The organism is Sphingomonas koreensis (assembly GCF_002797435.1).
In the GTDB taxonomy this organism is placed as follows: Bacteria; Pseudomonadota; Alphaproteobacteria; order Sphingomonadales; family Sphingomonadaceae; genus Sphingomonas; species Sphingomonas koreensis.
Genome location: NZ_PGEN01000001.1, coordinates 3,356,628 through 3,380,035, shown reverse-complemented (window position 1 = coordinate 3,380,035; position 23,408 = coordinate 3,356,628). Strand labels below are relative to the sequence as shown.

23 protein-coding genes are annotated in these 23,408 nt (G+C 66.8%); 15 read left to right on the top strand and 8 right to left on the bottom strand.

Annotation, left to right across the window (positions count from 1 at the left end):
- The first annotated feature begins 47 nt into the window (after positions 1 to 47).
- The 8 genes from BDW16_RS16040 (at position 48) to BDW16_RS16005 (ending at position 7,504) form a co-directional block, all read left to right on the top strand.
- Entirely contained in the window at positions 48 to 518 is a 471-nt protein-coding gene (locus tag BDW16_RS16040) for an A24 family peptidase (RefSeq protein ID WP_066573708.1), read from the top strand.
- Positions 519 to 570: 52 nt separating this feature from the next.
- A complete protein-coding gene (gene cpaB, locus BDW16_RS16035) occupies positions 571 to 1,599 on the top strand; it encodes a Flp pilus assembly protein CpaB (protein WP_066573705.1) in 1,029 nt (342 codons plus the stop codon).
- 1 nt (position 1,600) lies between these two features.
- Positions 1,601 to 3,232, top strand: a complete 1,632-nt coding sequence (locus BDW16_RS16030) for a type II and III secretion system protein family protein (protein ID WP_066573699.1) — start codon at positions 1,601 to 1,603, stop codon at positions 3,230 to 3,232.
- Positions 3,233 to 3,253: 21 nt separating this feature from the next.
- Positions 3,254 to 3,889 carry a CpaD family pilus assembly protein gene (locus BDW16_RS16025; protein ID WP_066573695.1) on the top strand — a complete coding sequence of 212 codons (636 nt, stop codon included), beginning with the start codon at positions 3,254 to 3,256 and terminating at the stop codon, positions 3,887 to 3,889.
- A complete protein-coding gene (locus BDW16_RS16020) occupies positions 3,886 to 5,175 on the top strand; it encodes a CpaE/TadZ family protein (protein WP_066573693.1) in 1,290 nt (429 codons plus the stop codon). The genes BDW16_RS16025 and BDW16_RS16020 overlap by 4 nt, the downstream gene beginning before the upstream one ends.
- 50 nt (positions 5,176 to 5,225) lie before the next feature.
- Positions 5,226 to 6,203 (top strand): type II secretion system F family protein, encoded by a 978-nt coding sequence (locus BDW16_RS16015; RefSeq protein ID WP_066573692.1) that lies wholly within the window; start codon positions 5,226 to 5,228, stop codon positions 6,201 to 6,203.
- A 4-nt stretch (positions 6,204 to 6,207) separates the two neighbouring features.
- Positions 6,208 to 7,206: a type II secretion system F family protein gene (locus BDW16_RS16010; RefSeq protein WP_066573691.1), complete on the top strand. Its 999-nt coding sequence runs from the start codon at positions 6,208 to 6,210 to the stop codon at positions 7,204 to 7,206.
- 61 nt (positions 7,207 to 7,267) lie between these two features.
- Positions 7,268 to 7,504, top strand: a complete 237-nt coding sequence (locus BDW16_RS16005) for a hypothetical protein (protein ID WP_066573689.1) — start codon at positions 7,268 to 7,270, stop codon at positions 7,502 to 7,504.
- Between the two features lie 61 nt (positions 7,505 to 7,565).
- Here the strand turns inward: BDW16_RS16005 and BDW16_RS21135 are convergent, their stop codons facing one another.
- Positions 7,566 to 7,862, bottom strand: a complete 297-nt coding sequence (locus BDW16_RS21135; protein WP_125958801.1) for a hypothetical protein — start codon at positions 7,860 to 7,862, stop codon at positions 7,566 to 7,568.
- A gap of 168 nt (positions 7,863 to 8,030) precedes the next feature.
- On the opposite strand from BDW16_RS21135, the gene BDW16_RS16000 reads away from it, so the two are divergent.
- Positions 8,031 to 8,258 carry a hypothetical protein gene (locus tag BDW16_RS16000; RefSeq protein ID WP_066573687.1) on the top strand — a complete coding sequence of 76 codons (228 nt, stop codon included), beginning with the start codon at positions 8,031 to 8,033 and terminating at the stop codon, positions 8,256 to 8,258.
- Positions 8,259 to 8,293: 35 nt separating this feature from the next.
- Here BDW16_RS16000 and BDW16_RS15995 read toward each other — a convergent pair whose 3' ends face one another.
- From BDW16_RS15995 to BDW16_RS15980, 4 genes are all read right to left on the bottom strand, one after another.
- Positions 8,294 to 8,803: a hypothetical protein gene (locus tag BDW16_RS15995; protein ID WP_066573681.1), complete on the bottom strand. Its 510-nt coding sequence runs from the start codon at positions 8,801 to 8,803 to the stop codon at positions 8,294 to 8,296.
- 50 nt (positions 8,804 to 8,853) lie between these two features.
- Entirely contained in the window at positions 8,854 to 11,523 is a 2,670-nt protein-coding gene (gene ppdK, locus BDW16_RS15990; protein WP_066573679.1) for a pyruvate, phosphate dikinase, read from the bottom strand.
- 296 nt (positions 11,524 to 11,819) lie between these two features.
- The gene (gene glyS, locus BDW16_RS15985) at positions 11,820 to 14,093 is read right to left on the bottom strand and encodes a glycine--tRNA ligase subunit beta (protein ID WP_066573976.1); all 2,274 of its coding nucleotides are present in this window, start codon (positions 14,091 to 14,093) and stop codon (positions 11,820 to 11,822) included.
- Entirely contained in the window at positions 14,090 to 14,971 is an 882-nt protein-coding gene (locus tag BDW16_RS15980) for a glycine--tRNA ligase subunit alpha (protein ID WP_066573974.1), read from the bottom strand. The genes glyS and BDW16_RS15980 overlap by 4 nt, the downstream gene beginning before the upstream one ends.
- 372 nt (positions 14,972 to 15,343) lie before the next feature.
- Between BDW16_RS15980 and BDW16_RS15975 the strand changes: the two genes are divergently transcribed.
- From BDW16_RS15975 to pth, 3 genes are all read left to right on the top strand, one after another.
- A complete protein-coding gene (locus BDW16_RS15975) occupies positions 15,344 to 16,189 on the top strand; it encodes a TraB/GumN family protein (protein ID WP_066573677.1) in 846 nt (281 codons plus the stop codon).
- 153 nt (positions 16,190 to 16,342) lie between these two features.
- Positions 16,343 to 17,026 (top strand): 50S ribosomal protein L25/general stress protein Ctc, encoded by a 684-nt coding sequence (locus tag BDW16_RS15970; protein WP_066573674.1) that lies wholly within the window; start codon positions 16,343 to 16,345, stop codon positions 17,024 to 17,026.
- Positions 17,027 to 17,193: 167 nt separating this feature from the next.
- Positions 17,194 to 17,769, top strand: a complete 576-nt coding sequence (gene pth, locus BDW16_RS15965; RefSeq protein WP_066573671.1) for an aminoacyl-tRNA hydrolase — start codon at positions 17,194 to 17,196, stop codon at positions 17,767 to 17,769.
- 81 nt (positions 17,770 to 17,850) lie between these two features.
- Here the strand turns inward: pth and BDW16_RS15960 are convergent, their stop codons facing one another.
- Together BDW16_RS15960 and BDW16_RS15955 are read right to left on the bottom strand one after the other, a co-directional pair.
- On the bottom strand, positions 17,851 to 18,819 hold the full coding sequence (locus tag BDW16_RS15960; protein ID WP_066573670.1) for a hypothetical protein: 969 nt from the start codon (positions 18,817 to 18,819) through the stop codon (positions 17,851 to 17,853).
- Positions 18,820 to 18,986: 167 nt separating this feature from the next.
- Positions 18,987 to 19,532, bottom strand: coding sequence for a hypothetical protein (locus BDW16_RS15955; protein WP_066573668.1), 546 nt, complete (start codon positions 19,530 to 19,532; stop codon positions 18,987 to 18,989).
- Positions 19,533 to 19,645: 113 nt separating this feature from the next.
- Here BDW16_RS15955 and BDW16_RS15950 point away from each other — a divergent pair, with 113 nt between their 5' ends.
- From BDW16_RS15950 to ychF, 3 genes are all read left to right on the top strand, one after another.
- Positions 19,646 to 20,245, top strand: a complete 600-nt coding sequence (locus tag BDW16_RS15950; protein WP_066573666.1) for a TIGR02466 family protein — start codon at positions 19,646 to 19,648, stop codon at positions 20,243 to 20,245.
- A 90-nt stretch (positions 20,246 to 20,335) separates the two neighbouring features.
- Positions 20,336 to 20,833 carry a glycine zipper 2TM domain-containing protein gene (locus BDW16_RS15945; RefSeq protein WP_066573663.1) on the top strand — a complete coding sequence of 166 codons (498 nt, stop codon included), beginning with the start codon at positions 20,336 to 20,338 and terminating at the stop codon, positions 20,831 to 20,833.
- 187 nt (positions 20,834 to 21,020) lie between these two features.
- Positions 21,021 to 22,121, top strand: a complete 1,101-nt coding sequence (ychF, locus tag BDW16_RS15940) for a redox-regulated ATPase YchF (protein ID WP_066573661.1) — start codon at positions 21,021 to 21,023, stop codon at positions 22,119 to 22,121.
- A gap of 437 nt (positions 22,122 to 22,558) precedes the next feature.
- On the opposite strand, the gene BDW16_RS15935 is transcribed toward ychF, so the two are convergent.
- The gene (locus BDW16_RS15935) at positions 22,559 to 23,395 is read right to left on the bottom strand and encodes an oxygenase MpaB family protein (RefSeq protein ID WP_066573660.1); all 837 of its coding nucleotides are present in this window, start codon (positions 23,393 to 23,395) and stop codon (positions 22,559 to 22,561) included.
- Positions 23,396 to 23,408 lie beyond the last annotated feature (13 nt).

Genomic DNA, 23,408 nt, shown 5'->3' with positions numbered 1-23,408 from the left:
GGACTGGTTACGTTTTGGAAAGCCCCCTCGTCTAGGCATTAGTCGACATGGGGGCGGTTGCATCTTTGATTCTGCTGGCCGTGCTGGGCCTGCTTCTGGTCTCCGCCGGGATCGAGGATGCGCGCAAGCGTGAGATCGCCAACTGGAAGAACGCCGCCATCGCGCTGCTTGCGGTGCCGTGGTGGATCGCCAACGGGCTGGCCTTCTGGCCGGACATCGTCATCCAGATCGGCATCGCGCTGGCGGTCTTCGCCTTGTTCGCCGCGGCCTTCCACTTCGGGATGATGGGCGGGGGCGACGTCAAGATGATCGGCGCCCTCGCGCTCTGGTTCCCGTTCCAGCCGCTGGTGACGATGCTGATCATCATGTCGCTGGCCGGCGGCGCCATCACCCTGCTGATGCTGATCGACAAATGGCTGCGGCGCCAGACCGCCCAGCCGGAGGTGCCGTACGGCATCGCGATCGCCATCGCCGCACTGCTCACACTTCGCGAACCGATTCTTAACCAGTTCTCGTGAATGATTAACGCCGGTGAAACCCGGTCCTGAAGACTGAAAGGCCTGAGACGTCATGGATGGACGGAAGATCATTTTGCTGGTCGGTGCGCTGATTATCGCCGCCGTCACTGCATTCATGGCCCGGACCCTGATGGTCGGGACCCCTGCCCCCGTCGCCGACGCGGCGCCCAATGCCGGCGGCCCGCCGCCGATCCAGGGGGTCGAGGTTCTGGTCGCGACCAAGGCGCTGCCGGTCGGCACGATCCTGGGGCCGGAGTCGATCAAGTTCGTTCCCTGGCCCGAAGAGCTGGTCGAGGGCGCCTATTACCGCAAGGCGGATACCGATCTGAAAGCGCTGCAAGGCACCGTGGTCCGCTTCGCGGTCCCGGCCGGCCAGCCGATCACGCAGGGCGGGCTGGTCAAGCCCGGCGATCGCGGCTTCCTCGCCGCGGCGCTCGGCCCGGGCATGCGTGCCGTGACGGTGCCGGTTTCGGCCCAGAGCGCGGTCGCGGGCTTCGTTTTCCCGGGCGACCGGGTCGATCTGCTGCTGACCCAGACCGTGGCCGGCGGCGGCGACGGCCCGCCGCTCAAGGCATCGGAAACCGTGCTGCGCAACCTGCGCGTGCTCGCCACCGACCAGAAGACCGACAAGCAGACCGACGAGAGCGGCAACACCGTCGTCACCACCTATTCGACCGTCACGGTCGAGGCGACGCCGCGCATCGCCGAGAAGATCGCGGTCGCGCAGACATTGGGCTCGCTGTCGCTGTCGCTGCGCTCGATCGCCGACAATAATGGCGAACTCGAGGAAGCGATCGCCGCGGGCGACGTTTCGGTGCCCGAGGGCAATGACCCGAAGGCCGAGAAGGCGATGCTCGCCCGCGTGGCCGCACGACCGGTGGAAGGCCGTTCGACCTTCTCGACCGGTGCCGACGTGTCGCGCTTCCAGCGCAGCTCCGTGCCCGGACGCCCGGTGGAACGCGGCGGCACGGGTGCGTCCGGAGGGGCCTATCCCGGCGCCGCGCCCAAGGGCGAGGGTCCGGTCGTCAAAATTGCTCGGGGCAATTCCGTTACGGTTGTCCCGGTTGGGGGGAAGAACTGAGATGCGTTTCAGGGGGAAACTCGGGGCGCCGTTCGCGCTGGCCGCCGTGGCGGGAATGACCGCCGCGGTGCCGATGCCGGCCATCGGCCAGACCGTTCACGCCGCACCGCGCGACATGGTTCAGATCGCGACCGGCCGGGGACGGATGGTCACGCTCAACGCGCCGATGTCGGACATCTTCGTCGCCAATTCGGACATTGCCGACGTCCAGGTCCGCTCGCCCACCCAGCTCTGGGTGTTCGGCAAGAAGGCCGGCGAGACGACGCTCTACGCCACGACCAAGTCGGGCAAGGTCGTCTATTCGGCCACGGTCCGCATCGGCAACAATTTCGACAGCGTCGATTCGATGCTGGCGATGGCCATGCCCGAAGCCGATATCGCCGCGACGCCGATGAACGGCTTCGTGCTGCTCACCGGTACGGTCGCCACACCGGGCGACGTTGCGGAGGCCGAACGGCTGGCGCAGGCCTTTGTCGGCGACGAGACCAAGATCATCTCGCGCCTGCGGACCGCGACGCCGCTTCAGGTCAACCTGCAGGTGCGTTTCGCCGAAGTCAGCCGCAGCTTCGTCAAGAACATCGGCGTCAACTTCGCCACGAAGGATTCGACCGGCGGCTTCCTGTTCGGCCTCGGTCAGGGCCGCGCCCCGGGGGCATTCACTTCCGCGGATCTCAGTAAATTCCCGGTCGCGACGCTCCCGGTGCCGGGTGGCGGCTCGGTCACAGGGCCCTATGACCCTTCGACCGGGAAGTTCCTGAATCCCCGTGCCACCGGCATCACCGACATCACGCGCGGATCGGACCATGCGACCATGGGCCTCGCCGGCCGCCTGCTCGGTCTCGACGTGCTCGCCGCGATCGATCTGGGCGAGACGATCGGCCAGGTGACGACGCTCGCCACGCCCAACCTCACCGCATTGTCGGGCGAGACCGCCAGCTTCCTCGCGGGCGGCGAAATCCCGATCCCGGTGGCCCAGGGCCTCGGCACCACCACGGTCGAGTTCAAGCAATATGGCGTCAGCCTCGCCTTCACCCCGACGGTGCTGGCCGATGGCCGCATCTCGCTGCGCGTGCGGCCGGAAGTCTCGCAGCTTTCGTCGGCCGGCGCGGTTCAGCTCAACGGCGTCACCATTCCTGCGCTGACCACGCGCCGCAGCGAGACCACGGTCGAGCTCGGCTCGGGCCAGAGCATGGTGATCGGCGGTCTGCTGCAGAACGCGCACAACAACAGCATCTCGAAGACGCCGGGCCTCGGCGACGTGCCGATCCTCGGCACGCTGTTCCGTTCGAACGGCTTCCAGCGCAACGAGACCGAGCTGATGATCGTCATCACCCCCTATCTGGTGAAGCCGGTCAACGCGAACGAGATCGCGCTGCCCACCGACGGCTACAGGTCGCCCGGCGATGTGGAGCGCGTCCTGATGGGGCAGCTCAGCAGCAGCAGCAACAGGGCCGGCGACCGGCCGAAGCCGACCATGGCGGCGCCCGCGGGCGCCACGCCCTCGCTCGGCGCCATGACGCCCGCAGCACCGGCCGCCCCGCAGCCGCAGGACCAGCAGCCCAAGGCCGTGCCGAACGCACGCGACTCGAAGAAAAAGAAGGACGACGGCGCGGCTCCGGGCTTCGGCTTCTGACGCGCGGTTGAGGAGATAGAGATGTTCAAGCATATCGCCCTTCCCCTCCTCCTGGTCCCGGCGGCTCTGCTGAGCGGCTGCGGCACCTATAATGGCGGGATGGAGTCGCTCCACCAGCCGGTCGTCCAGCGCACCGACTATGCGCTCGACCTCACCGCCGCGGGCGCCTCGCTTGCGCCGGGCGAAAGCGAGCGCCTCGCCGGCTGGCTGCGCGCGATGCGCCCGGGCTATGGCGACCGCATCTCGCTCGATGACGGCGGGGACGGCACCACCGGCCGCGATCAGGTCGCGGCCGAAGCCGGCCGCTACGGTCTGATGCTCGGCGACAGCGCGCCGGTCACCGCCGGCGCGATCACGCCGGGCACCGTTCGCGTCGTGGTGACGCGGATGAGCGCAAGCGTCCCGAGCTGCCCCGATTTCTCGCGGGTCTACGAACCCGACTATCAGGCGAGCACGACCTCGAACTTCGGGTGCGCGACCAACAAGAGTCTCGCCGCCATGATCGCCAATCCGGCGGATCTGGTGCGTGGCGAGCCGGGATCGGGCACCGCCGACCCGGTTCAGATCACCAAGGCGATCAAGGCGTATCGCGAAGCCGTCCCGACGGGCAGCGGCGGAACCGCCGTGAGGGCCGAGAGCGCGGGAGGCAAGAAGTGAACGCTCCCTTTGGCGCCGGGCGCACCGCGCATCGCGAACCGTTCGTCGCCTTCGTCTGCGACGAGGCGACGGCGGAATCGCTCCGTCCGATCGCGATCGAACAGGGCTGGAACCCCGAAAAGGTCAACAAGGGCGGCCTGCGCAACGCCGTGCAGACGCTGTCGGTCTCGGCCAGCCCCAATGTGCTGTTCGTCGACCTCTCCGAGAGCGGCGATCCGCTCAACGACATCAACGCGCTGGCCGAGGTCTGCGAGCCGGGAACGGTGGTGATCGCGTCGGGCCAGGTCAACGACGTCCGCCTGTATCGCGACCTCGTCGCCTCGGGCATCCAGGACTATCTGCTCAAGCCGCTCAATCCCGATGTGCTGCGCGAAACCTTCGTGCAGGCGCAGGCAGCGCTGAGCGCGCCCAAGCAGGCCGACGCCACGTCGGATCGGCCGCATTGCGCGGTCGCCGTGATCGGCACGCGCGGCGGGGTCGGCGCATCGACGCTGGCGACCTCGATCGCCTGGCTCCTGAGCGAGAAGAGCAATCGCACGACGGCATTGCTCGACCTCGACGTGCATTTCGGGACCGGCGCGCTGGCGCTCGATCTCGAGCCGGGGCGCGGCCTCACCGACGCGATCGAGAATCCGAGCCGTATCGACGGGCTGTTCATCGAACGCGCGATGGTCAAGGCGTCGGACAAGCTGGCCGTCCTGTCGGCCGAGGCTCCGATCAATTCGCCGGTGATGACCGACGGCGCCGCCTTCTTCCAGCTGCAGGAAGAGATCCGCAGCGCATTCGAATGCACCGTGGTCGATCTGCCGCGGGCGATGCTGGTCAACTATCCGCACCTGATCACCGACGTTCAGGTCGCCGTGCTGGTGACCGAACTGACGCTGGCTGCGGCGCGCGATGCGATCCGCATCCTGTCCTGGTTCAAGTCGAACGCGCCGCACACCCAGATGATCGTCGTCGCCAACCGCGTCCCCGCGGGCGGGCAGCTCGAGATCAGCCGCAAGGACTTCGAAGGCTCGATCGAACGCAAGATCGATTACCTCATTCCCTATGATCCCAAGACCGCGGTGCAGGCCGCCAAGCTCGGCAAGCCGCTCGCGGAAGCCGGCAAGAACGGGAAGGGCCTGGGCTCGCTCGCCGAGATCGCCGCGCGCGTCCTCGCCTATACCGACGCCGGCGAAAGCGCGCCGAAGGACAGCAAGGGCAAGGGAGACGCAGGCAAGGGCGGGTCGCTGCTCGGCAAGCTTTCGAGCCTGTCGATCAAGCTGCCCAGCAAGAAGAAGTAGGGCGCGCCGGCATCCGCCGTCGCATCCAGGTTTCGGAGTCGTAGCAAGGCATGGACATGCTGCCGATCATGCTGCTCGCGGGGGGCACCTTCATGGTGCTGCTGCTGCTCATTCTCGCCTTTTCGGGACCGTCGGCGCAAAAGGCCGGTTCGCGCCGGCTGACCTCGCTGCGCGATCGCCATGCCGGCGTCGTCGGCAGCGGCGCGGTCGAGGCGCAGATGCGCCGGATCTCGACCGCACGTGCCAGCGGCATGGACAGGGCCGCAGCGCGATTCCTGCCCAACCCGGCGCTGCTCGGCAAAAGGCTGGAGATGACCGGCAAGGGGTGGTCGGTCGGCCAGTACGGGCTCACCACGCTCTGCCTCACTCTGGTCGTCACCGCGGCAATGGCAGTGCAGGGGCTGCCGTTCCTGCTGGCGCTGCTGGTCGGGCTGGTGGTGGGCGTCGGTCTTCCGCATTTCGTGGTCGGCTTCTTCATCTCCAAGCGGATCGACAGGTTCACCGCCAAATTCCCGGACGCGATCGAACTGCTGGTGCGCGGCCTGCGCTCGGGTCTTCCGATCACCGAGACGATGGGTGTCGTCGGCGTCGAGGTCGAGGGCCCGGTGGGCGAGGAATTCCGCTCCATCTCCGACAAGATGAAGATCGGCCGCACGCTCGATCAGGCGCTGCAGGAAACCGCCGACCGGCTCGGCACGCCCGAATTCCAGTTCTTCTGCATCACCATCGCGATCCAGCGCGAGACCGGCGGCAACCTCGCCGAAACCCTCGCCAATCTCGCCGACGTGCTGCGCAAGCGCGCGCAGATGAAGCTCAAGATCCGCGCCATGTCCTCGGAATCCAAGGCATCGGCCTACATCATCGGCTCGCTGCCCTTCATCGTGTTCGGGCTGATCTGGTTCATCAGCACCGATTACATGCAGAAGTTCTTCGTGGACGAGCGCCTGATCATCGCCGGCGGCGGCGGGCTCGTCTGGATGGGCATCGGCGCCTTCATCATGAAACAAATGATCAGCTTCGAGATCTGACGCGATGATCAGCCCCACCGACGGCCCTACCCTCCTCGGCGTCGACGTCATCTACGTCGCGACCCTGCTCGCGGGCGTGGCGGCGTTCTGCGTGCTCCTCGCCATCTATGCGGCGACCACGGTTCGCGATCCGATGGCGAAGCGCGTCAAGGCGCTCAACGAACGCCGCGAACAGCTCAAGGCCGGCATCAGCGCCTCGACCAGCAAGCGCCGCGCAAAGCTGGTCCGCCAGAACGACACGACCGATCGTATCCGTTCGCTCCTGTCCTCGCTCAAGGTACTGCAGGACGAGCAGGTCAAGGTCGCGCAGACCAAGCTGCTCCAGGCCGGGATCCGCTCCAAGGACTATGCCTATGCCGTGATCTTCGGCCGGATGGTGCTGCCGATCGTGATCGGCGGCATCATGCTGTTCCTCGTCTATGGCACCGATCTGTTCGCCGACTGGTCGTCGCTCAAGGCCTATGGCCTCGTCGCGGGCAGCTTCATCCTCGCCTACAAGGGCCCGGACATCTACCTCAAGAACAAGATCCAGAAGCGCAGCGCGGCGATCCGCAAGGGCCTTCCCGATGCGCTCGACCTGCTGGTGATCTGCGCCGAGGCGGGGCTTACCGTCGATGCCGCGTTCGGCCGCGTCGCCAAGGAACTGGGCAAGGCCTATCCCGAGCTGGGCGAGGAATTCTCGCTCACCGCGATCGAGCTCGGCTTCCTCACCGACCGGCGCCAGGCGTTCGAGAACATGGCGCATCGCATCGACGTCGATTCGGTGCGCGGCGTGGTCACCACGATGATCCAGACCGAGAAATACGGCACTCCGCTCGCCTCGGCGCTGCGCGTGCTGTCGAACGAGTTCCGCAACGAGCGCATGATGCGCGCCGAGGAAAAGGCCGCGCGCCTGCCCGCGATCATGACCGTGCCGCTGATCCTGTTCATCCTGCCAGTATTGTTCGTCGTGATCCTCGGGCCGGCGGCCTGTTCGATCAACGATGCGCTGATGAGTGGCTAGGCCGCGACCGGTGCGCACAAGCCGCTGGCCATGCTGCCCGCGTTGCAGCTAGGAAACCCCGATGCCGTTCACCTCTCCCTTCGGATGGGTCCTGCTCGCCGCGGCGCTGGCGGCCGGTTGGCTGCTCGGCTCGGTGACCAGCCCCGACGGCCGCAGATGGCGCAAGCGCTACCGCGAGCGCGAAGTCATCATCGCCAAATACCGCCGCGAGATGGAAAAGGCGCTGGTCAAGGCACGCGACCGCGTGCGCAAGCTCGAACGCGAACGCGACCCCGCTGGCGCTCCGCCAGACGACTAGGCGGTGAACCCATAAACGACCGCTTTCGGCAGAAGGACTGAACGTCTGGGATGAGTGGACATCAAGTCGAAGGGTTTGAACGAGGCGGAAACCGGCCCGTTATCAGCAACCAAGCGTAAGCACCGCAGATCACGCCGGTAACCAGCAAGCCAATCAGCCGTTCGTCAAACGTGAGACTGGGCTTGAATATCACTATTGAAACATTGAAGGCAGCGGGCAGTGCGATGACGCTCCACAGCTTTGCACGTTCGTCGGGCCGCGGCGACAGGGCGCCATATATTATCGAGCCAAAGATCAGCACGTTGGCAATAGCGCCGGCTCCTAATTCATACGGCATCGTCGAAATCCCAAGGCTCACGAGGGTACCTTCTCGCAAACTTAGAATGTCCGCAATGGGGTCGCTTACTGCCAGTCCGCTTTTGGCTCGCGGCTCTCGCGCCAGAACGACCGGAAAGGGGTGGGAAGCGGTCAGGCAGCTTGCATCAATGATCTGGCGTCTAGCAGCATTGTGATTTACCTCCCCTCCATGCACCCGTCGAACTTCATCGATGCTGATCGGCCTTCCGCAGAGGAAGTCGAGGCGGCGGCCCGCGAACTTCACCAATGGGGCGAAATGCATGGATGGTGGCCTGAAGCTGTGGCCGCATTCGATGCGATCGATCCGGTGGGGCGAGAAGAGTTTGAAGCGATTATTGAGCGCCTCCTGATGGCAGCAGCAGCAGCCAAGCGAGGCGTGAAAGCAGACACGCCCTAACGACGGCAATGGGGTCGCTTCGAGACAGTCCGTTTCTATGAGTCCGCGGCCTGGGCCCCGCTCACCAGCACGGCGCGGTAATTCTCGATCACCTCGGCCAGCGGACGGCCCTGCCCGTCCACCACCAGCGCGCGATGGCGCAGGATCGTCGTGGGAGCCGCGCCGTTGCCGTCCCACAGGATCCGCGTCGAGACCGTGCGGCGGCTGGGTCCAAGCGGCAGGATCACTCGGCCGAACGGCACGTCGCTCGTCTCGAGCGCCTCGTTCATCGCCGGGGTCAGCCGGCTGGCGACATACCAGTTGACCGCCTCCGACAGCACATGCTCGCCACACATCAGGTGAACGCGGCGATAGGCGAGCCGTTCACCTTCGGCATTCAGACGACGGCGCGCCGCCGCCTCGCCCGCGACCAGCCGGTCGCGTCGCACCTGCGCGCGCACGCGCGGCGCCCCGGCAAGCCCCAATGCGACCGCGCGCTCCTCGAGCACTTCGGTGGCAGTACGGCCGTTCAGGAGTTCTGCGTTGAGGCGGTCGACAGGATTCATTTCTGGGCGCGGCTTCAAAATCACCGCGCCACTTGTCGCCGCCACCCGCGTCAGCCCCCCTTGAGCAGTGCCGCCTGCGCAGCGGCGAGCCGCGCGATCGGCACGCGATAGGGCGAGGCGGAGACATAGTCGAGGCCTGTCTGCTCGCAGAAGGCGATCGACGCCGGATCGCCGCCATGCTCGCCGCAGATGCCAAGCTTGATTCCCGGCCGCGCCTTGCGCCCGCGCTCGGCGGCGATCTCGATCAGCTCGCCCACGCCCTCGACGTCGATCGAGACGAACGGGTCGCGGGCATAGATGCCCTTTTCGACATAGGTGGTCAGGAACCGGCCGGCATCGTCGCGGCTGACGCCCAGCGTGGTCTGGGTCAGGTCGTTGGTGCCGAAGCTGAAGAACTCGCCGACCTCGGCGATCTCGCCCGCACGCAGCGCAGCGCGCGGCAGCTCGATCATCGTGCCCACCAGATACTCGATCGTCCGGCCCTTCTCGGCGAACACCGCCTGCGCCGCCTTGTCGACCACCGCCTTCATCAGCTCGAGCTCGCGCCGGGTCGCGACCAGCGGGATCATCACCTCAGGCACCGGTGCGGCGCCGGACTTCTCCGCCACCTCGCACGCCGCCTCGAAGATCGCGCGCGCCTGCATCTCGTAGATTTCGGGATAGGTCACGCCCAGGCGGCAGCCGCGATGGCCGAGCATCGGGTTGAACTCGTGCAGCTCGGCGGCACGCCGGCGCAGCGTCTCGACGTCGAGCCCCGCGGCAGCCGCGACCTCGGCGAACTCGGACTCCTCGTGCGGCAGGAACTCGTGCAGCGGCGGATCGAGCAGGCGGATCGTGCAGGGCAGCCCCGCCATCACCTCGAAGATCTCGGTGAAGTCCTTGCGCTGCTCGGGCAGCAGCTTGTCGAGCGCGGCACGGCGGCCCTTCTCGTCCGCCGCCAGGATCATCTGGCGCACCGCGGTGATCCGCGCCGCGTCGAAGAACATATGCTCGGTCCGGCAAAGCCCGATGCCCTCCGCGCCGAACTCGCGCGCGGTGCGGCAGTCGAGCGGGGTCTCGGCGTTGGTGCGCACCTTGAGGCGGCGGACCTTGTCGGCCCATTCCATCAGCGTGCCGAAGTCGCCCGCCAGCTCGGGCTGGATCGTCGGGACTTCGCCCAGCATCACCTCGCCGGTCGATCCGTCGATCGTGATCACCTCACCCTCGCGGATCTCGCGCGTGCCGACCCGCATCAGGCCTTCCTTGGCGTTGATCGAGAGCGTGCCCGCGCCGGAGACGCAGGGGCGGCCCATGCCGCGCGCCACCACCGCCGCGTGGCTGGTCATGCCGCCGCGCGCCGTCAGGATGCCCTTCGCCGCGTGCATCCCGTGGATGTCCTCGGGCGACGTCTCCACGCGCACCAGGATCACCGCGTCTCCCGCAGCCGCGCGCTTCTCGGCGGTGTCGCTGTCGAACACCGCAAAGCCCGATGCGGCGCCGGGCGAGGCGGGCAGCCCCTTGGTCAGCACGTCGCGCGGCGCATCGGGATCGAGCGTCGGGTGGAGCAGCTGGTCGAGCGCCGCCGGATCGACGCGGGCGATCGCCTCTTCCTGCGTGATCAGCCCTTCATTGGCCATGTCGACCGCGATCTTGAGCGCGGCCTTGGCGGTGCGCTTGCCGCTGCGGGTCTGCAGCATCCACAGCTTGCCGCGCTCGACGGTGAACTCGATGTCCTGCATGTCGCGATAATGGCGCTCGAGCTGGTCGAACACGCGCGCCAGCTCGGCATAGGCCTCGGGCATCGCCTCTTCCATCGACGCGGGCTTGGCCCCCGCCCTCTCGCGCGCCGCCTTGGTCAGATATTGCGGCGTGCGGATGCCCGCGACCACGTCCTCGCCCTGCGCGTTGATCAGGAACTCGCCATAGTACGCGTTCTCGCCGGTCGCCGGATCGCGGGTGAAGGCGACGCCGGTGGCCGAGGTATCGCCCATATTGCCGAACACCATCGCCTGGACGTTGACCGCGGTGCCCCAGTCGCCCGGAATGTCGTTAAGGCGGCGATAGACCTTCGCCCGCTCCGACTGCCACGATCCGAACACCGCGCCGATCGCGCCCCACAGCTGGTCGTGCACGTCCTGCGGGAACGCCTTGCCGTCCCACAATTCGACCACCAGCGCCTTGTACTCGGCGACCAGCGCCTGCCAGTCGCTCGCGGTCATCTCGGTATCGAGATGATAGCCGCGATCCTCCTTGGCGATCTCCAGCGCTTCCTCGAACCGGCCGTGATCCAGTTCCAGCACCACGTCCGAATACATCTGGATGAAGCGGCGATAGCTGTCCCACGCGAAGCGCGCGTCGCCGCTGATCGCGGCCAGGCCCTCGACGGTCTCGTCGTTGAGGCCGAGGTTGAGGACCGTGTCCATCATGCCCGGCATCGACGCGCGCGCGCCCGAGCGGACCGACACCAGCAGCGGATCGGCGGCAACGCCGAACTTCTTGCCGGTGATCCCCTCGATATGCGCGACGCCATTGGCGACTTCGGCCTTGAGGCTGTCGGGGAAGGTGCCACCATTCTCGTAATAGAGCGCGCACACCGGGGTCGAAATCGTGAAGCCGGGGGGCACGGGCAGGCCGATCGAGGCCATGCCGTCGAGATTGGCGCCCTTGCCGCCGAGCAGATTCTTGTCGCCGGCGCCACCGTCCGAAACGTTGCCGCCGAAGCGGTACACATAACGAGTCATTCAAACCCCTTCCGTGGCGCCCTCCCCGGCGCGTTGGGCGCGCCTACCGCAGGTGCGAAGAAGGGGGAAGACCCTGTCCAGCGCTGTCACCGAACAGATTTGCTTGTGTTGCGGAAAAATGACGCGTGGTGCAGGCGGTAAGGTCGGGTTGGATCGCATCTCAAAAAATCCTCCCCGCCAGGGGGAGGTGGCGCCGAAGGCAACGGAGGGGGCGGATGCCAGAACCAGCGTTGGGGCTTCCTCCCCCTCCGTCAGCTACGCTGACACCTCCCCCTTGGGGGGGAGGATAACTACCCTCAGCCCTCGATCTTGCCGAAGTCCGCCACGCGATGCACCGCGTCGCGCATCCGCGCGAGCAGCGCCAGCCGCGACTCGCGCTTGGCCGGATCGGCATCGTTGACCGTCACATCGGTGAAGAACGCGTCGATCGGCGCGCGCAGCGTCGCGAGCGCGGCCATCGCTTCCTCGAACCGCTCGCCCTCGACCGCGGCGGCCGCCTTGGGCTCGGCCCCGTCGAGCGCAGCGATCAGCGCCGCCTCGGCGGGTTCGGGCGCATAGGCAGGCGCGGACCACACGGCGTCGGTCACGCCCTCCTTCTTGAGGATGTTCGCCGCGCGCTTGTACCCGGCGAGCAGGTTGGCGCCGTCGTCGGTCGCCATGAACGCCTGCAACGCATGGACGCGCGCGAGCAGCCGGACGAGATCGTCCTCGCCGCCAAGGGCGAACACCGCGTCGATCAGGTCGTGGCGGACCCCCGCCTCGCGCTGCTGGACCTTGAGGCGGTCAATGAGGAAGGCTAGGACCGAGGCGGGATCAAAACCCTCCACGCTCTGCCAGAGCCCTGTCGCCATTTCGAGCCGAGCTTGCACCTCAGCATTTTCAGGTAGGTCGACCGAAACAGAGACAGGCTGCGGCAGAATCCACTCGCCCACCGTTTCGGTTTCCATGCTCCGAGCAACCGCCTCAACCTGCTCGCGGGCGCGTTGCTGAGTCATGACCTGCCGGCCATGGGTCGACATAATGGTCTTCGATGCAAAGTGTACGTGATCGGTCCACGTCGCAAAGAGTCGGCTCAATGGCAGCTTGACCCCATTCTTGCCGGTGAGCCCGATAACACCGAGCGCACTTCGACGAAGCGCGAACGGGTCTTTGGAACCGGTCGGACGCTCATCAATGAGGAAGAACGCCAGAATCGTATCCAGCTTGTCCGCCAGCGACACCGCCACCGTCACCGGTGCGGTGGGCACGTCGTCGCCCTGCCCGATGGGCTTGTAGTGATCGCGGATCGCTTCGGCGACCGCGGCGTCGTCGCCCTGCGCGGCGGCGTAATAGCCGCCCATCAGGCCCTGTAGTTCGGGGAACTCGCCGACCATACCGGTGACGAGATCGGCCTTGGCGAGCCGCGCGGCGCGTTCGGCCCGTGCCGGGTCCGCGCCCTTGACGATCCCTTCCTCGACCAGCCACCGTGCCAGCTTCGCCACCCGCTCGACCTTGTCGGCGACCGTGCCCAGCTTCTCGTGGAACACGATCTTCTCGAGCTTCGTCGCCTGCTCCGCGAGCGGCACCTTCAGGTCCGTCTCGTAGAAGAAGCGCGCATCGCTCAGCCGCGCGGCGAGCACCTTCTGGTTGCCCTCGACGATCCTGGCGCCGCCATCGGCCGCGTCGATGTTCGCGGTGCATACGAACGCATTCGCCAGTTTCCCGGCGGCATCCTGGCACACGAAGTACTTCTGGTTCACGCGCGCCGTCAGCTGGATCACCTCGGGCGGCACGTCGAGGAACGCTTCGTCGAAGCGGCCGAGCAGCGGCACCGGCCATTCGGTCAGCCCGGCATTCTCGATCAGCAGCCCCTCGTCCTCGATCAAGGTCAGGCCGGCCTTGTTCGCCGCCATCTTGGCGCCGAGCGCGATGGTCGCGCGACGCTCATTCTGGTCGACGATGACATGGCAGGCGCGCAGCTTCTCGACATAGTCCGAAGCCGATCCGATCGTGATGACGCCCGGATGGTGGAAGCGGTGGCCGACGGTCGCCGCGCCCGAACGGACGCCCGCGACCTCGCACTCCACCACATCGTCGCCGAACAGCGCGACGATGCCTTGCAGCGGACGCACCCAGCGCAGGCTCTCGGTCGACAGCGAGGCATCGCCCCAGCGCATCGACTTGGGCCACGGGAAGGCGCGGATCACGGCCGGGATCACCTCGGCCAACACGCCCGCCGTTGGGCGGCCCTGCTTGCTGATCACGGCAAAGAGGGTGGCCCGTCCCTTGACGTCTCGCGTCTGCAACGCCTCGCGGGCCAGACCCGATTTGCGCAGAAAGCCTTCAATCGCCGCATCCGGCGCATCCGCCGGCGGCCCCTTGACCTCCTCTATGACAGAGGCGGTCACGTCCGGAAGGCCACGCGCGATCAACGCAAGGCGGCGGGGCGTCGCATAGGTGACGGTCTCGCTCGCCTCCATCCCGGCGGCCTTCAGTTCGGCCGCGAACAGGCGCGCAAGGTCCTCGCGGGCCTTGTCCTGCATCCGTGCCGGGATTTCCTCCGAGCGGAGTTCGAGCAGGAAATCGGTCACAGCGACCACTCCGGATATTTGGCGGTCCATTCGGGCGTCATGTGCGCGATCCATGCCTCGCAGCTGCCCTTGGCCAGATCGCGGACGCGGCCGATATAGGCCTGGCGCTCGGCGACCGAGATGACGCCGCGCGCCTGAAGCAGGTTGAAGAGATGGCTCGCCTCGATCGCCTGCTCATAGGCGGCGATGGGGACATTGTTCGTCAGGCAGTTCTCGCACTCGGCGACCGCCTTGCGGAACGAATCGAACAGCGTCTCGGTGTCGGCGACCTCGAAATTGTACTTCGACATCTGCTTCTCGTTCTCGAGGAAGACGTCGCCATAGGTGAAGGCCGGCTTGCCATCCTGCGCATCGTTGAACGCGAGGTCGTACACGCTGTCCTTGTTCTGGATGTACATCGCCAGCCGCTCGAGCCCGTAGGTCAGCTCGCCCGCGACCGGCTTGCAGTCGAACCCGCCCATTTGCTGGAAATAGGTGAACTGGGTCACCTCCATCCCGTCGCACCACACTTCCCAGCCCAGGCCCCAGGCGCCGAGCGTCGGCGATTCCCAGTCGTCCTCGACGAAGCGAATGTCGTGCTTGGTAAAGTCGATGCCGATCGCGGCCAGCGATCCCAGATACGCTTCCTGCAGGTCGGGCGGGCTCGGCTTCAGGATCACCTGATACTGGTAATAATGCTGAAGGCGGTTGGGATTCTCGCCATAGCGGCCATCGGTCGGGCGACGGCATGGCTGGACGAACGCCGCGTTCCACGGATCGGGGCCGAGCGCGCGCAGCGTCGTCGCGGTGTGGAAGGTGCCCGCACCCATGCGCATGTCATAGGGCTGGAGGATCAGGCATCCCCGCTGGCTCCAATAGTCGTGGAGCTTGAGGATCATGCCCTGGAAGCTGAGCGGCTGGGTCATATGGGTTCGCGCTTTGGCGCAGGGGCCATGCACGGTCAACTGCCCGCACTGGATCGGCTTGGCGCCAAGCCCCTCTCCACCGTCACCCCGGCCTTGTGCCGGGGTCCACCGGGAGACCAGGCGTCATGCAAGAGGTTCTTGTCCAATCGGCGAGGCCAAGTGGACCCCGGCACAAGGCCGGGGTGACGATGGGAGTGGATGAAGCGGGAGGAATCCTGGCCGGACGGCTCAAACTACCTCACCACCGAAACGGGAATGGACGTGCCATCCGGAACAGGACTGGCCTCCACTGGTTAACGGCGCGACAGTTGACGGCCCGGCGAGACATGGGCTTGGTAGGACCAGATGCTCCGACGCACATTTCCAATCCTTTCCGCCCTTCTCCTCACCGGTTGCTCGCTGTTCGGCCATGATGCCGATCCGGCTTTGTGGGTGGTGAAGGACGAGGACACGACGATCTATCTGTTCGGCACGGTCCATGTGCTCGAGCCCGGCACGCGCTGGTTCGACGACGGCGTGCGCGAGGCGTTCGACGCCAGCGACGAGCTGGTGCTGGAGATCGCCCGGCCCGATCCCGGCGCGATCGCCGCGCTGACGGCGCAGCTCGGCACGCGCGGCGGCCCGCCCTTCGCGCCCGAAGTCGACGCGGCAGCGCAGAAGCTCGGCATGGCCAAGGGCGAGATCGACAGGATGGAACCCTGGCTCGCCGCGCTGACGCTCAACCAGCGCGCGGTGGTGAAAGCCGGCTATTCCTCCGACGACGGGGTCGAGGCCGCGCTGTCGAGCGCCGCGGAAAACGCGGGCAAGCCGGTCAAGGCGCTGGAGAGCGCGCGCGGCCAGCTGATGGCGTTCGACAGCCTGTCGGGCGCGGCGCAGAGCGCGATGCTCGACGCGACGGTCAAGGAGTTGCCGTCCGCGGGCGAACGGCTCAAGCGCTTCGTCCAGGCTTGGGGTGCAGGCGATGCCGAAAGCGTCGGTGCCGAGATGAACCGCCTGGCGGAAGCCTCGCCCGAGGTGGCAGAAGCGCTGGTCGCACGCCGCAACGCGCGCTGGGCGGACTGGGTCGCGGCGCGGATGGCCCAGCCGGGCACGGTATTCGTCGCGGTCGGCGCCGGCCACCTCGCCGGTAAGGGCAGCGTCCAGACGCTGCTCGGCGAAAAGGGCCTGACCGTGGAGCGAGTGGCGTATTAGGTTGTGCGGGCGGTGCCCGCAGCGGGAGCGGGCCGGTGCCGCAACCCAAACTTGCTTTCCCCCCCGCCCTCCCCTATAGGCGCGCGCTTCGATCAGGGTCATCCCTGGAGGCCTGGTCGAAGATGAACCAATTAGCGCACAGGAATTCGACACATGAGCGATACGCTTACGCTGTCGGCCGAGACGCGCGACCGGGTTGGCAAGGGAGCCTCCCGTGCGCTTCGTCGTGAAGGCCGCGTACCCGCCGTTATCTACGGCAACAATCAGGAACCGCTGAGCATCCACCTTGAAGAGCGCGCGCTCATCAAGGCGCTGAACACCGGCCACTTCTTCAACTCGGTCATCATGATCGAGGGCGCCGGCGGCAAGCCGGTCCGCACCCTCGCCAAGGATGCCGCGCTTGACGTCGTGACCGACCGCCCGGTCCATGTCGACTTCCTGCGCATTTCCGAGCACGCCAAGGTGCACGTCAACGTGCCCGTCGTGTTCACCGACGAGGAAACCTCGCCCGGCCTCAAGAAGGGCGGCGTGCTGAACATCGTCCGTCACGAGCTCGAGCTGGTCTGCGACGCCGCCGAGATCCCGAGCGAGATCACCATCTCGCTGGACGGCCTCGACGTCGGTGCCTCGCTGCACATCTCGGCCGTGACCCTGCCCAAGGGCGTCGAGAGCGCGATCGAAGACCGCGACTTCACCATCGCCACCATCGTCGCTCCGTCGGCGCTGAAGTCCGAGGAAGCCGAAGCGGCTGCCGAGGCCGAAGCTGAAGGCGAAGCCGAAGCGCCCGCCGAAGAGGCTGCCGCCGAGGGCGAGACCGAGGCGAAGGAAGGCGAGTAAGCCTTTCCCGCCCTTTCGGGTTGTTCTAGAGCGCCCTCGCACTCCGGTGCGGGGGCGTTTTATTTGGTTGCGGCGCCGCCCGCTCCCCCACCCGGCCACCCATAGAATACACGGGTTGGGTGGCCGGGTGGGGGAACGGGCTGGCACCGCCTAACGGACAAACAACGATGCAGCTGTGGGTGGGCCTCGGCAATCCGGGGCCGCAATATGCGATGAACCGGCACAATGTGGGCTTCATGGCCGCCGACGCGATCGCCGAGGTGCACGGCTTCACGCCGCCGGCGAAGAAGTTCCAGGGCTGGGTCCAGGAAGGGCGCATCGGTGCGCAGAAGATCCTGCTGCTCAAGCCCGCCACCTATATGAACGAGAGCGGCCGAGCGATCCGCGCGGCGATGGATTTCTACAAATTGCCGGTCGAGGACGTGACCGTCTTTCACGACGAGCTCGATCTCGCGCCCTTCAAGGTCAAGGTGAAGCGCGGCGGCGGCGCGGCGGGGCAGAACGGCATCCGCAGCGCGATCGCGCATGCCGGCGCCGACTTCCGCCGAGTCCGCATCGGCATCGGCCATCCCGGGCACAAGGATCGCGTCACCGGCTATGTTCTCGGCAATTACGGCAAGGCGGAGATCGAGGATCTGTCCGACCTGCTCGGCGCGATTGCGGGCGAGGCGGAATGGCTCGCCAAGGGCGACGATGCGCGCTTCATGAACGACATCGCACTGCGCCTGCACCAGGAGCCCTGACGGGGCGGCACCGGCCTGCTTCGCCCAAACGAAAAAGGCCGGGGTCGCCCCCGGCCTTTCCGTTCTCAAGTCTCCGACAGATCAGCCCTGGCGGCCGATCACCACGCCGACCGCGCGGTTGTCGGCACCGGTGATCGCGAAGGTGATGCCGACCTCGGTCGCCTTCGGACCATAGGCCAGGCCCTGGAAGGTGCCGCCCGCAGGGCTGCCCGGACCGAAGCTGCCGGTGAACTGGTTGTTGCCCGAGGCGATCGCGCCAGTGCCGGTGTAGGTGCCATAGACCGTGCCGTCCTCCCGCGTCAGGTTGAGCGTCAGGTTGACGAGGCCGGTGGCGTAGTTGAGCAGCAGCGTCACGGTGCCGCCCAGCTTCTGGATGTTGCTCGCACCGGCGCCGGGCGAGGTCACCACACGGCCGGCGACACGCGCGATATAGCTGGAATTGCCCGTGGTCGGCATGTCGCTCGGCACGGTCGGGTAGCCGAACGTGCCATAGGTCACGCGCTTCTGGCCCGCCGTGCTGTCACCGCGCCACCATGCCGCATAGCTGACATAGGTGCGCCCCAGCGCGACATCCGTCGTCACCTTGTCCTTGATCGTGTTGTTGAGCCGCTCGAACTGAGCGAACTTGCCCGTCGCAGCATCGCTCGTGCGATACGAATATTCGGTCACGGTGGTGGCGGGGGCGACGAGCAGGTTCGCGCCCTTGAAGCGCGATTCTTCGCTGCTCTCGAGGATGACTTCGTCGGCCGTGGTGGTCGAGCTGACGTCGGCCTGCAGCGCAAGACGGACACGGTTCGTGAAGGCGTCGGTGCCTGCGGTGCCCAGCGTCACGGGCCCGGCGATGTCGCCGGTGTAGCTCATCGCCGCGTTGACGGTGAACTTCTCTTCGGCCGCAGTCAGCGGGAACTTCGAATAGGTGATCGGCGTCGGGGACGGGCTGGTCGATGCCGACGGCGAAGGGGTCGGCGTCGGAGCCGGGTCGTTGCCACCGCACCCGGCGACGGTCAGCGCCACGGCGGTGCTGGCGATCAGAATGGAACGGCGAATCATCCTTCGACTCCTGTTAGTTGCCCGTCTGCTAGGCGGTTTGCGCCTGTACCGCAGATGAACGGTCCTTGCCCGCAAGGGTTGCGTGCGTTCTCCGGTAGCGTGACGGAGACGCAAACGAAAGGCCGCAATTGGTATGGTCCGCGCACTGGCGGCTGCGCCGGCCGCGCTCAGCTTCCCGTCGTGTCCATGATCTGGCGCAGTTGCTGGATCTTGCCCAGCCGCTCGGCGGGGCTGATCTTCGCCATCGTGCCCGTCCCGAACTCGGCCGCGCTTTGAACGCAGTTGGTGACGGTGGCGTAGTTCTGCGTGCGGTCGCCCTTGGCGAACACGTTCTCGGCCTGATCCTTCGCTGCCCAGTCGAGATAGGCGTCGAGATTGGCCTTCGACAATTCGGGCTTGGCGCCTTCCGCCGCGACGACCTGGTCGCCCAGCTTGTCGGCGATCATCTTGCGATAATAGTCGAGAAACGGCTGCGACCCGCCCGCGATCGAGCGCGGCACCGGGCTGTCGAGCAGCCGCTGCTGCCATTTCACCGCGGCAAAGCAGCGCGTGTTGAGCGCCAGCCCGTCCTCAAGCAGCTTCGCCTTCTGCGTTTCCTGCGCCTTGGCCTTGGCTTCCGCCGCCGCCTTTTCCCTGGCGCCATTGTCGCCACAGGCCGAAAGCGCAACCAGCGCCAGCGGCACCAGCGGCGCCAGAATTGCGATGCGCTTCATGGGCTTCCTCCCAAACAGGACGCGCGAGTTTGCCGCTTGCGACGAGCGTGTCAACATCGGTGTCAACATCTCCCGGCTTGCGCAGGCTCCGCCCCCGTGCTGTGCAAAACGGCATGACGATCCGCAATCTCTTCGCCACCCGCTTCTCCGAAACGGCGCTCGCCGACGACGCGCTGCTTGCCGAGCTGGGCGATGCATGCCGCGATCTCGCCGCACAGGACCGTGCGGGTCAGGCCTGGTCCAGGGCGCACGGCTATCGCGGCTACACCTCCTATGCCTCGCTCGACGATCTCCCGGCGCGGGATCCGCGCTTCGGCGATCTGGTCCGCCACCTCAACCGCCATGCGGCGAAGTTCGCGGAGGAATGCGCCTTCGATCTTGCCCGCAAGCCGAAGCTCGACAGCCTGTGGGTCAATATCCTGAAGCCCGGCGGCACCCATTCGGGGCATATCCATCCGCACAGCATCATCTCCGGCACGCTCTATGTCGAGATTCCGCCAGGCGCGGGCACGCTCAAGCTCGAAGACCCGCGCCTGCCGCTGATGATGGCCGCCCCGCCCCGCCGCTCCGACGCGCCGGACGATCTCCAGACCTTCGTCTATGCGCAGCCCGCACCGGGCACGATCTTCCTGTGGGAAAGCTGGCTGCGGCACGAGGTCGTCGCGGGAAACGCCAGGGCCGAGCGGATCAGCATCAGCTTCAACTATCGCTGAATCGCTGCGATCTGGCTTTTTGGCCGGCCCGTTTCGGGAACCATTGCGCATGTGATACGATTCTATCTCCTAAGTTTCAGGAGATTCACCATGCGCAAAGGTCTGACGGCATTTCTCGCGCTGTCGCTCACCGTCCCGCTCGCCACGCCCGCCCTGACGGGCACTGCGCATGCGCAGAGCTGGGAAGAACGCCAGCGCGAGCGCGACCGCGAATATAATGAACGCCGCGGCGACTGGCGCGACCGGAATCGCGACCGCGACTGGCGGGATCGCGACCGGAATCGGACCCGGGACTATCGCTGGCGCGGCGACAGCAACGACCGTCGCTGGGATCCCTATGACAATTACCGTAACGGCAATTACCGCGAGCGGCGGCTGAGCCGTCAGGACCGCATCTATCGCGGTCGCGACGGGCGCTATTATTGCCGCCGCAACGACGGCACCACCGGTCTGGTGGTCGGTGCGGCGCTGGGCGGCATCCTTGGCGGGGCGATCGGCAATGGCGACCTGCTCGGCGTGCTGCTCGGCGGCGCGGGCGGCGCGCTCGCCGGACGCGAGATCGACCGCGGCAACGTGCGCTGCCGCTGATCTTCTAGATCCTCCCCGACACGGGGAGGGGGCCCAGCCGCGAAACACATCGGCTTGTGGCTGGCCCCCTCCGTCGGCGCTGTGCGCTGCCACCTCCCCGTACCGGGGAGGATTTTTGTTGGGCTGGCCTTTTGCGCGCGTCCGCCCTATCTGCGCGCCTTTCCCGGATCACAGGACCTAGAGACAAATGGGCTTTCGCTGCGGCATCGTCGGTCTGCCGAACGTCGGCAAATCGACGCTCTTCAACGCGCTGACCGAGACTGCGGCGGCGCAGGCGGCCAACTATCCCTTCTGCACGATCGAGCCGAATGTCGGCAATGTCGCGGTGCCGGATGCGCGGCTGGAGTCGCTCGCGAAGATCGCCGGCTCGGCCAAGATCATCGAGACCCAGCTCGGCTTCGTCGATATCGCCGGCCTGGTCCGCGGCGCCAGCAAGGGCGAAGGCCTTGGCAACCAGTTCCTCGGCAACATCCGCGAAGTGGACGCGATCGTCCACGTCCTGCGCTGCTTCGAGAATGACGACATCCAGCATGTCGACAACAAGGTCGATCCGATCGCCGATGCCGAGACGGTGGAGACCGAGCTGATGCTCTCCGACCTGGAATCGCTCGAAAAGCGCGTCCCCAACCTCCAGAAGAAGGCCGCGCAGGGCGACAAGGAAGCCAAGATCGCCGCCAGCGTCCTCGGCCAGGCGCTCGACCTGCTGCGCGAGGGCAAGCCCGCGCGCCTGACCGAGCCGAAGGATATCGAGGAGGAACGCGTCCTCAAACAGGCGCAGCTGATCACCGCCAAGCCGGTCCTCTACGTCTGCAACGTCAACGAGGAAGACGCCGCCAACGGTAATGAATTCTCCGCGCGGGTGTTCGAAAAGGCCAGGGCCGAGGGTGCCGAAGCCGTCGTCGTCTCCGCCGCCATCGAGGCCGAGATCGCGACCATGCCCGCCGACGAGCGCGGCGAGTTCCTCGGCGAGCTCGGGCTGGAGGAAACCGGCCTCGCCCGCGTGATCCGCGCCGGCTACAGCCTGCTTCACCTCCTCACCTTCTTCACCGTCGGTCCCAAGGAAGCGCGCGCCTGGACCACCCATGTCGGCGCCAAGGCGCCGCAGGCGGCGGGCGAGATCCACACCGATTTCGAACGCGGCTTCATCCGCGCCGAGACCATCGCCTTCGACGATTATGTGAAGTTCAACGGCGAAGCCGGCGCGCGCGACAACGGCAAGCTGCGCTCGGAAGGCAAGGACTATGTCGTCCAGGACGGCGACGTGATGCTGTTCCGCTTCAACGTCTGACGGCGGGAGCTCGCGCTCCCCTGAAGCGGTGGCGGAGGGGTGGGCGTCCCCGATGGGCGCCATCCTGCCGACGCCGCGCTGAAACGGCTCAAGGCTGCGCTCAAGCCCGACGCATTGCTGTTCGTCGAGGGGATGGCGCCCATCCCCGCGCGCGACCTCCGATGCTGGCGTCCGGCTTCGCCGCAATCGCCTTCCAACCATGCAGCCGCGCTTTGCCGGATTCCGCAACATCGGACGCCACATCTTGCTGCTTGCCTCGCGCACCCACCGGTGACGGCTGGGGCCAAACGCCCCCTTCGTCATGCGCACCCCACCGGCCAGTCTCCGAAAAAGCCCGGCAACTCAGCGTCTTGCAATGATCATTTTCCTACATGAGCCAATGCGGCTATAATAAATCCCATATCACGAACCAAATAGGCAAATGAAACAATGCGCGCCTACCCGAACGCCCAGCGAAAGGTCTTGGCGATCGCCAGCGTGGATCCGCGTACAAAGGGGGCCGCGGGCGGGCGCTTGAGGCCGTGCATTGCGCGCGCCCAGTCGGGCAGCAGGTCGACCGCCGCGGCGAAGATCGCGGTCTGGGCCGGCGCGACGATCAGGCTGGGCGCGGGATGCTCGAGCACGAAGCGCGCCACCTCGCGCGTGCGGGCATCGACCACCAGCTGCGGCCGCATCGCGGCGATCAGCGCTTCGGCCTCGGCCTTGCTGCGCGGGATCGGGTCGGTGCCCAGCGCCTCGGCGGTCCGCGCAGTCTCGGCGAAGTAGATATCCTCCTCCGCCCGGGTGATCGGCACGCCATAGCGCTGCCAGGCAGCAAGAAAGCTCCACATTTCAGTAACATGTACCCAGGCAAGCAGCTCGGGATCGTCGGCGCGATAGGGCGTCCCGTCGGGCAGCGTCCCGGCGACTCGCTCATGCACCTCGCGCACCTTGGCAATGCTCGCCTCGGCGATACTGCGCTCGGCATAGGTCGTCTCGGCGATGAAGCGCGCGGTGCGGCGCAGGCGGCCGAGCATGTCCTTGCGGAAGGCGCTGTGGTCCCACACTCCAGCCAGCACCGCCGGGTGGAGCATCTGAAGCAGCAGCGAGGCGACCCCGCCGACCATCATCGTCGTCACGTCGCCATGCACGCGCCAGGTGACGCTCCCGCGCGGGAACAGGGCGTCGTCGCTGCGCTGGACCGGCTTCTCGCCCTTGTCCTGGTCGTTGAAGGTACGCCGCACCACCCCGATCAGACGGGTGCGCAGGCCGGAGGCTAGGTCGGGCGGGGGCATGGCGCGAAGCTAA

Excerpts from the sequence above, each read along its gene's own strand:
- BDW16_RS16040 (WP_066573708.1), top strand. The coding sequence starts at position 48 with ATGGGGGCGGTTGCATCTTTGATTCTGCTGGCCGTGCTGGGCCTGCTT.
- cpaB (WP_066573705.1), top strand. The coding sequence starts at position 571 with ATGGATGGACGGAAGATCATTTTGCTGGTCGGTGCGCTGATTATCGCC.
- BDW16_RS16030 (WP_066573699.1), top strand. The coding sequence starts at position 1,601 with ATGCGTTTCAGGGGGAAACTCGGGGCGCCGTTCGCGCTGGCCGCCGTG.
- BDW16_RS16025 (WP_066573695.1), top strand. The coding sequence starts at position 3,254 with ATGTTCAAGCATATCGCCCTTCCCCTCCTCCTGGTCCCGGCGGCTCTG.
- BDW16_RS16015 (WP_066573692.1), top strand. The coding sequence starts at position 5,226 with ATGGACATGCTGCCGATCATGCTGCTCGCGGGGGGCACCTTCATGGTG.
- BDW16_RS16010 (WP_066573691.1), top strand. The coding sequence starts at position 6,208 with ATGATCAGCCCCACCGACGGCCCTACCCTCCTCGGCGTCGACGTCATC.
- BDW16_RS16005 (WP_066573689.1), top strand. The coding sequence starts at position 7,268 with ATGCCGTTCACCTCTCCCTTCGGATGGGTCCTGCTCGCCGCGGCGCTG.
- BDW16_RS16000 (WP_066573687.1), top strand. The coding sequence starts at position 8,031 with ATGCACCCGTCGAACTTCATCGATGCTGATCGGCCTTCCGCAGAGGAA.
- BDW16_RS15995 (WP_066573681.1), bottom strand. The coding sequence starts at position 8,803 with ATGAATCCTGTCGACCGCCTCAACGCAGAACTCCTGAACGGCCGTACT.
- ppdK (WP_066573679.1), bottom strand. The coding sequence starts at position 11,523 with ATGACTCGTTATGTGTACCGCTTCGGCGGCAACGTTTCGGACGGTGGC.
- BDW16_RS15980 (WP_066573974.1), bottom strand. The coding sequence starts at position 14,971 with ATGATCCTCAAGCTCCACGACTATTGGAGCCAGCGGGGATGCCTGATC.
- BDW16_RS15975 (WP_066573677.1), top strand. The coding sequence starts at position 15,344 with ATGCTCCGACGCACATTTCCAATCCTTTCCGCCCTTCTCCTCACCGGT.
- BDW16_RS15970 (WP_066573674.1), top strand. The coding sequence starts at position 16,343 with ATGAGCGATACGCTTACGCTGTCGGCCGAGACGCGCGACCGGGTTGGC.
- pth (WP_066573671.1), top strand. The coding sequence starts at position 17,194 with ATGCAGCTGTGGGTGGGCCTCGGCAATCCGGGGCCGCAATATGCGATG.
- BDW16_RS15960 (WP_066573670.1), bottom strand. The coding sequence starts at position 18,819 with ATGATTCGCCGTTCCATTCTGATCGCCAGCACCGCCGTGGCGCTGACC.
- BDW16_RS15955 (WP_066573668.1), bottom strand. The coding sequence starts at position 19,532 with ATGAAGCGCATCGCAATTCTGGCGCCGCTGGTGCCGCTGGCGCTGGTT.
- BDW16_RS15950 (WP_066573666.1), top strand. The coding sequence starts at position 19,646 with ATGACGATCCGCAATCTCTTCGCCACCCGCTTCTCCGAAACGGCGCTC.
- BDW16_RS15945 (WP_066573663.1), top strand. The coding sequence starts at position 20,336 with ATGCGCAAAGGTCTGACGGCATTTCTCGCGCTGTCGCTCACCGTCCCG.
- ychF (WP_066573661.1), top strand. The coding sequence starts at position 21,021 with ATGGGCTTTCGCTGCGGCATCGTCGGTCTGCCGAACGTCGGCAAATCG.
- BDW16_RS15935 (WP_066573660.1), bottom strand. The coding sequence starts at position 23,395 with ATGCCCCCGCCCGACCTAGCCTCCGGCCTGCGCACCCGTCTGATCGGG.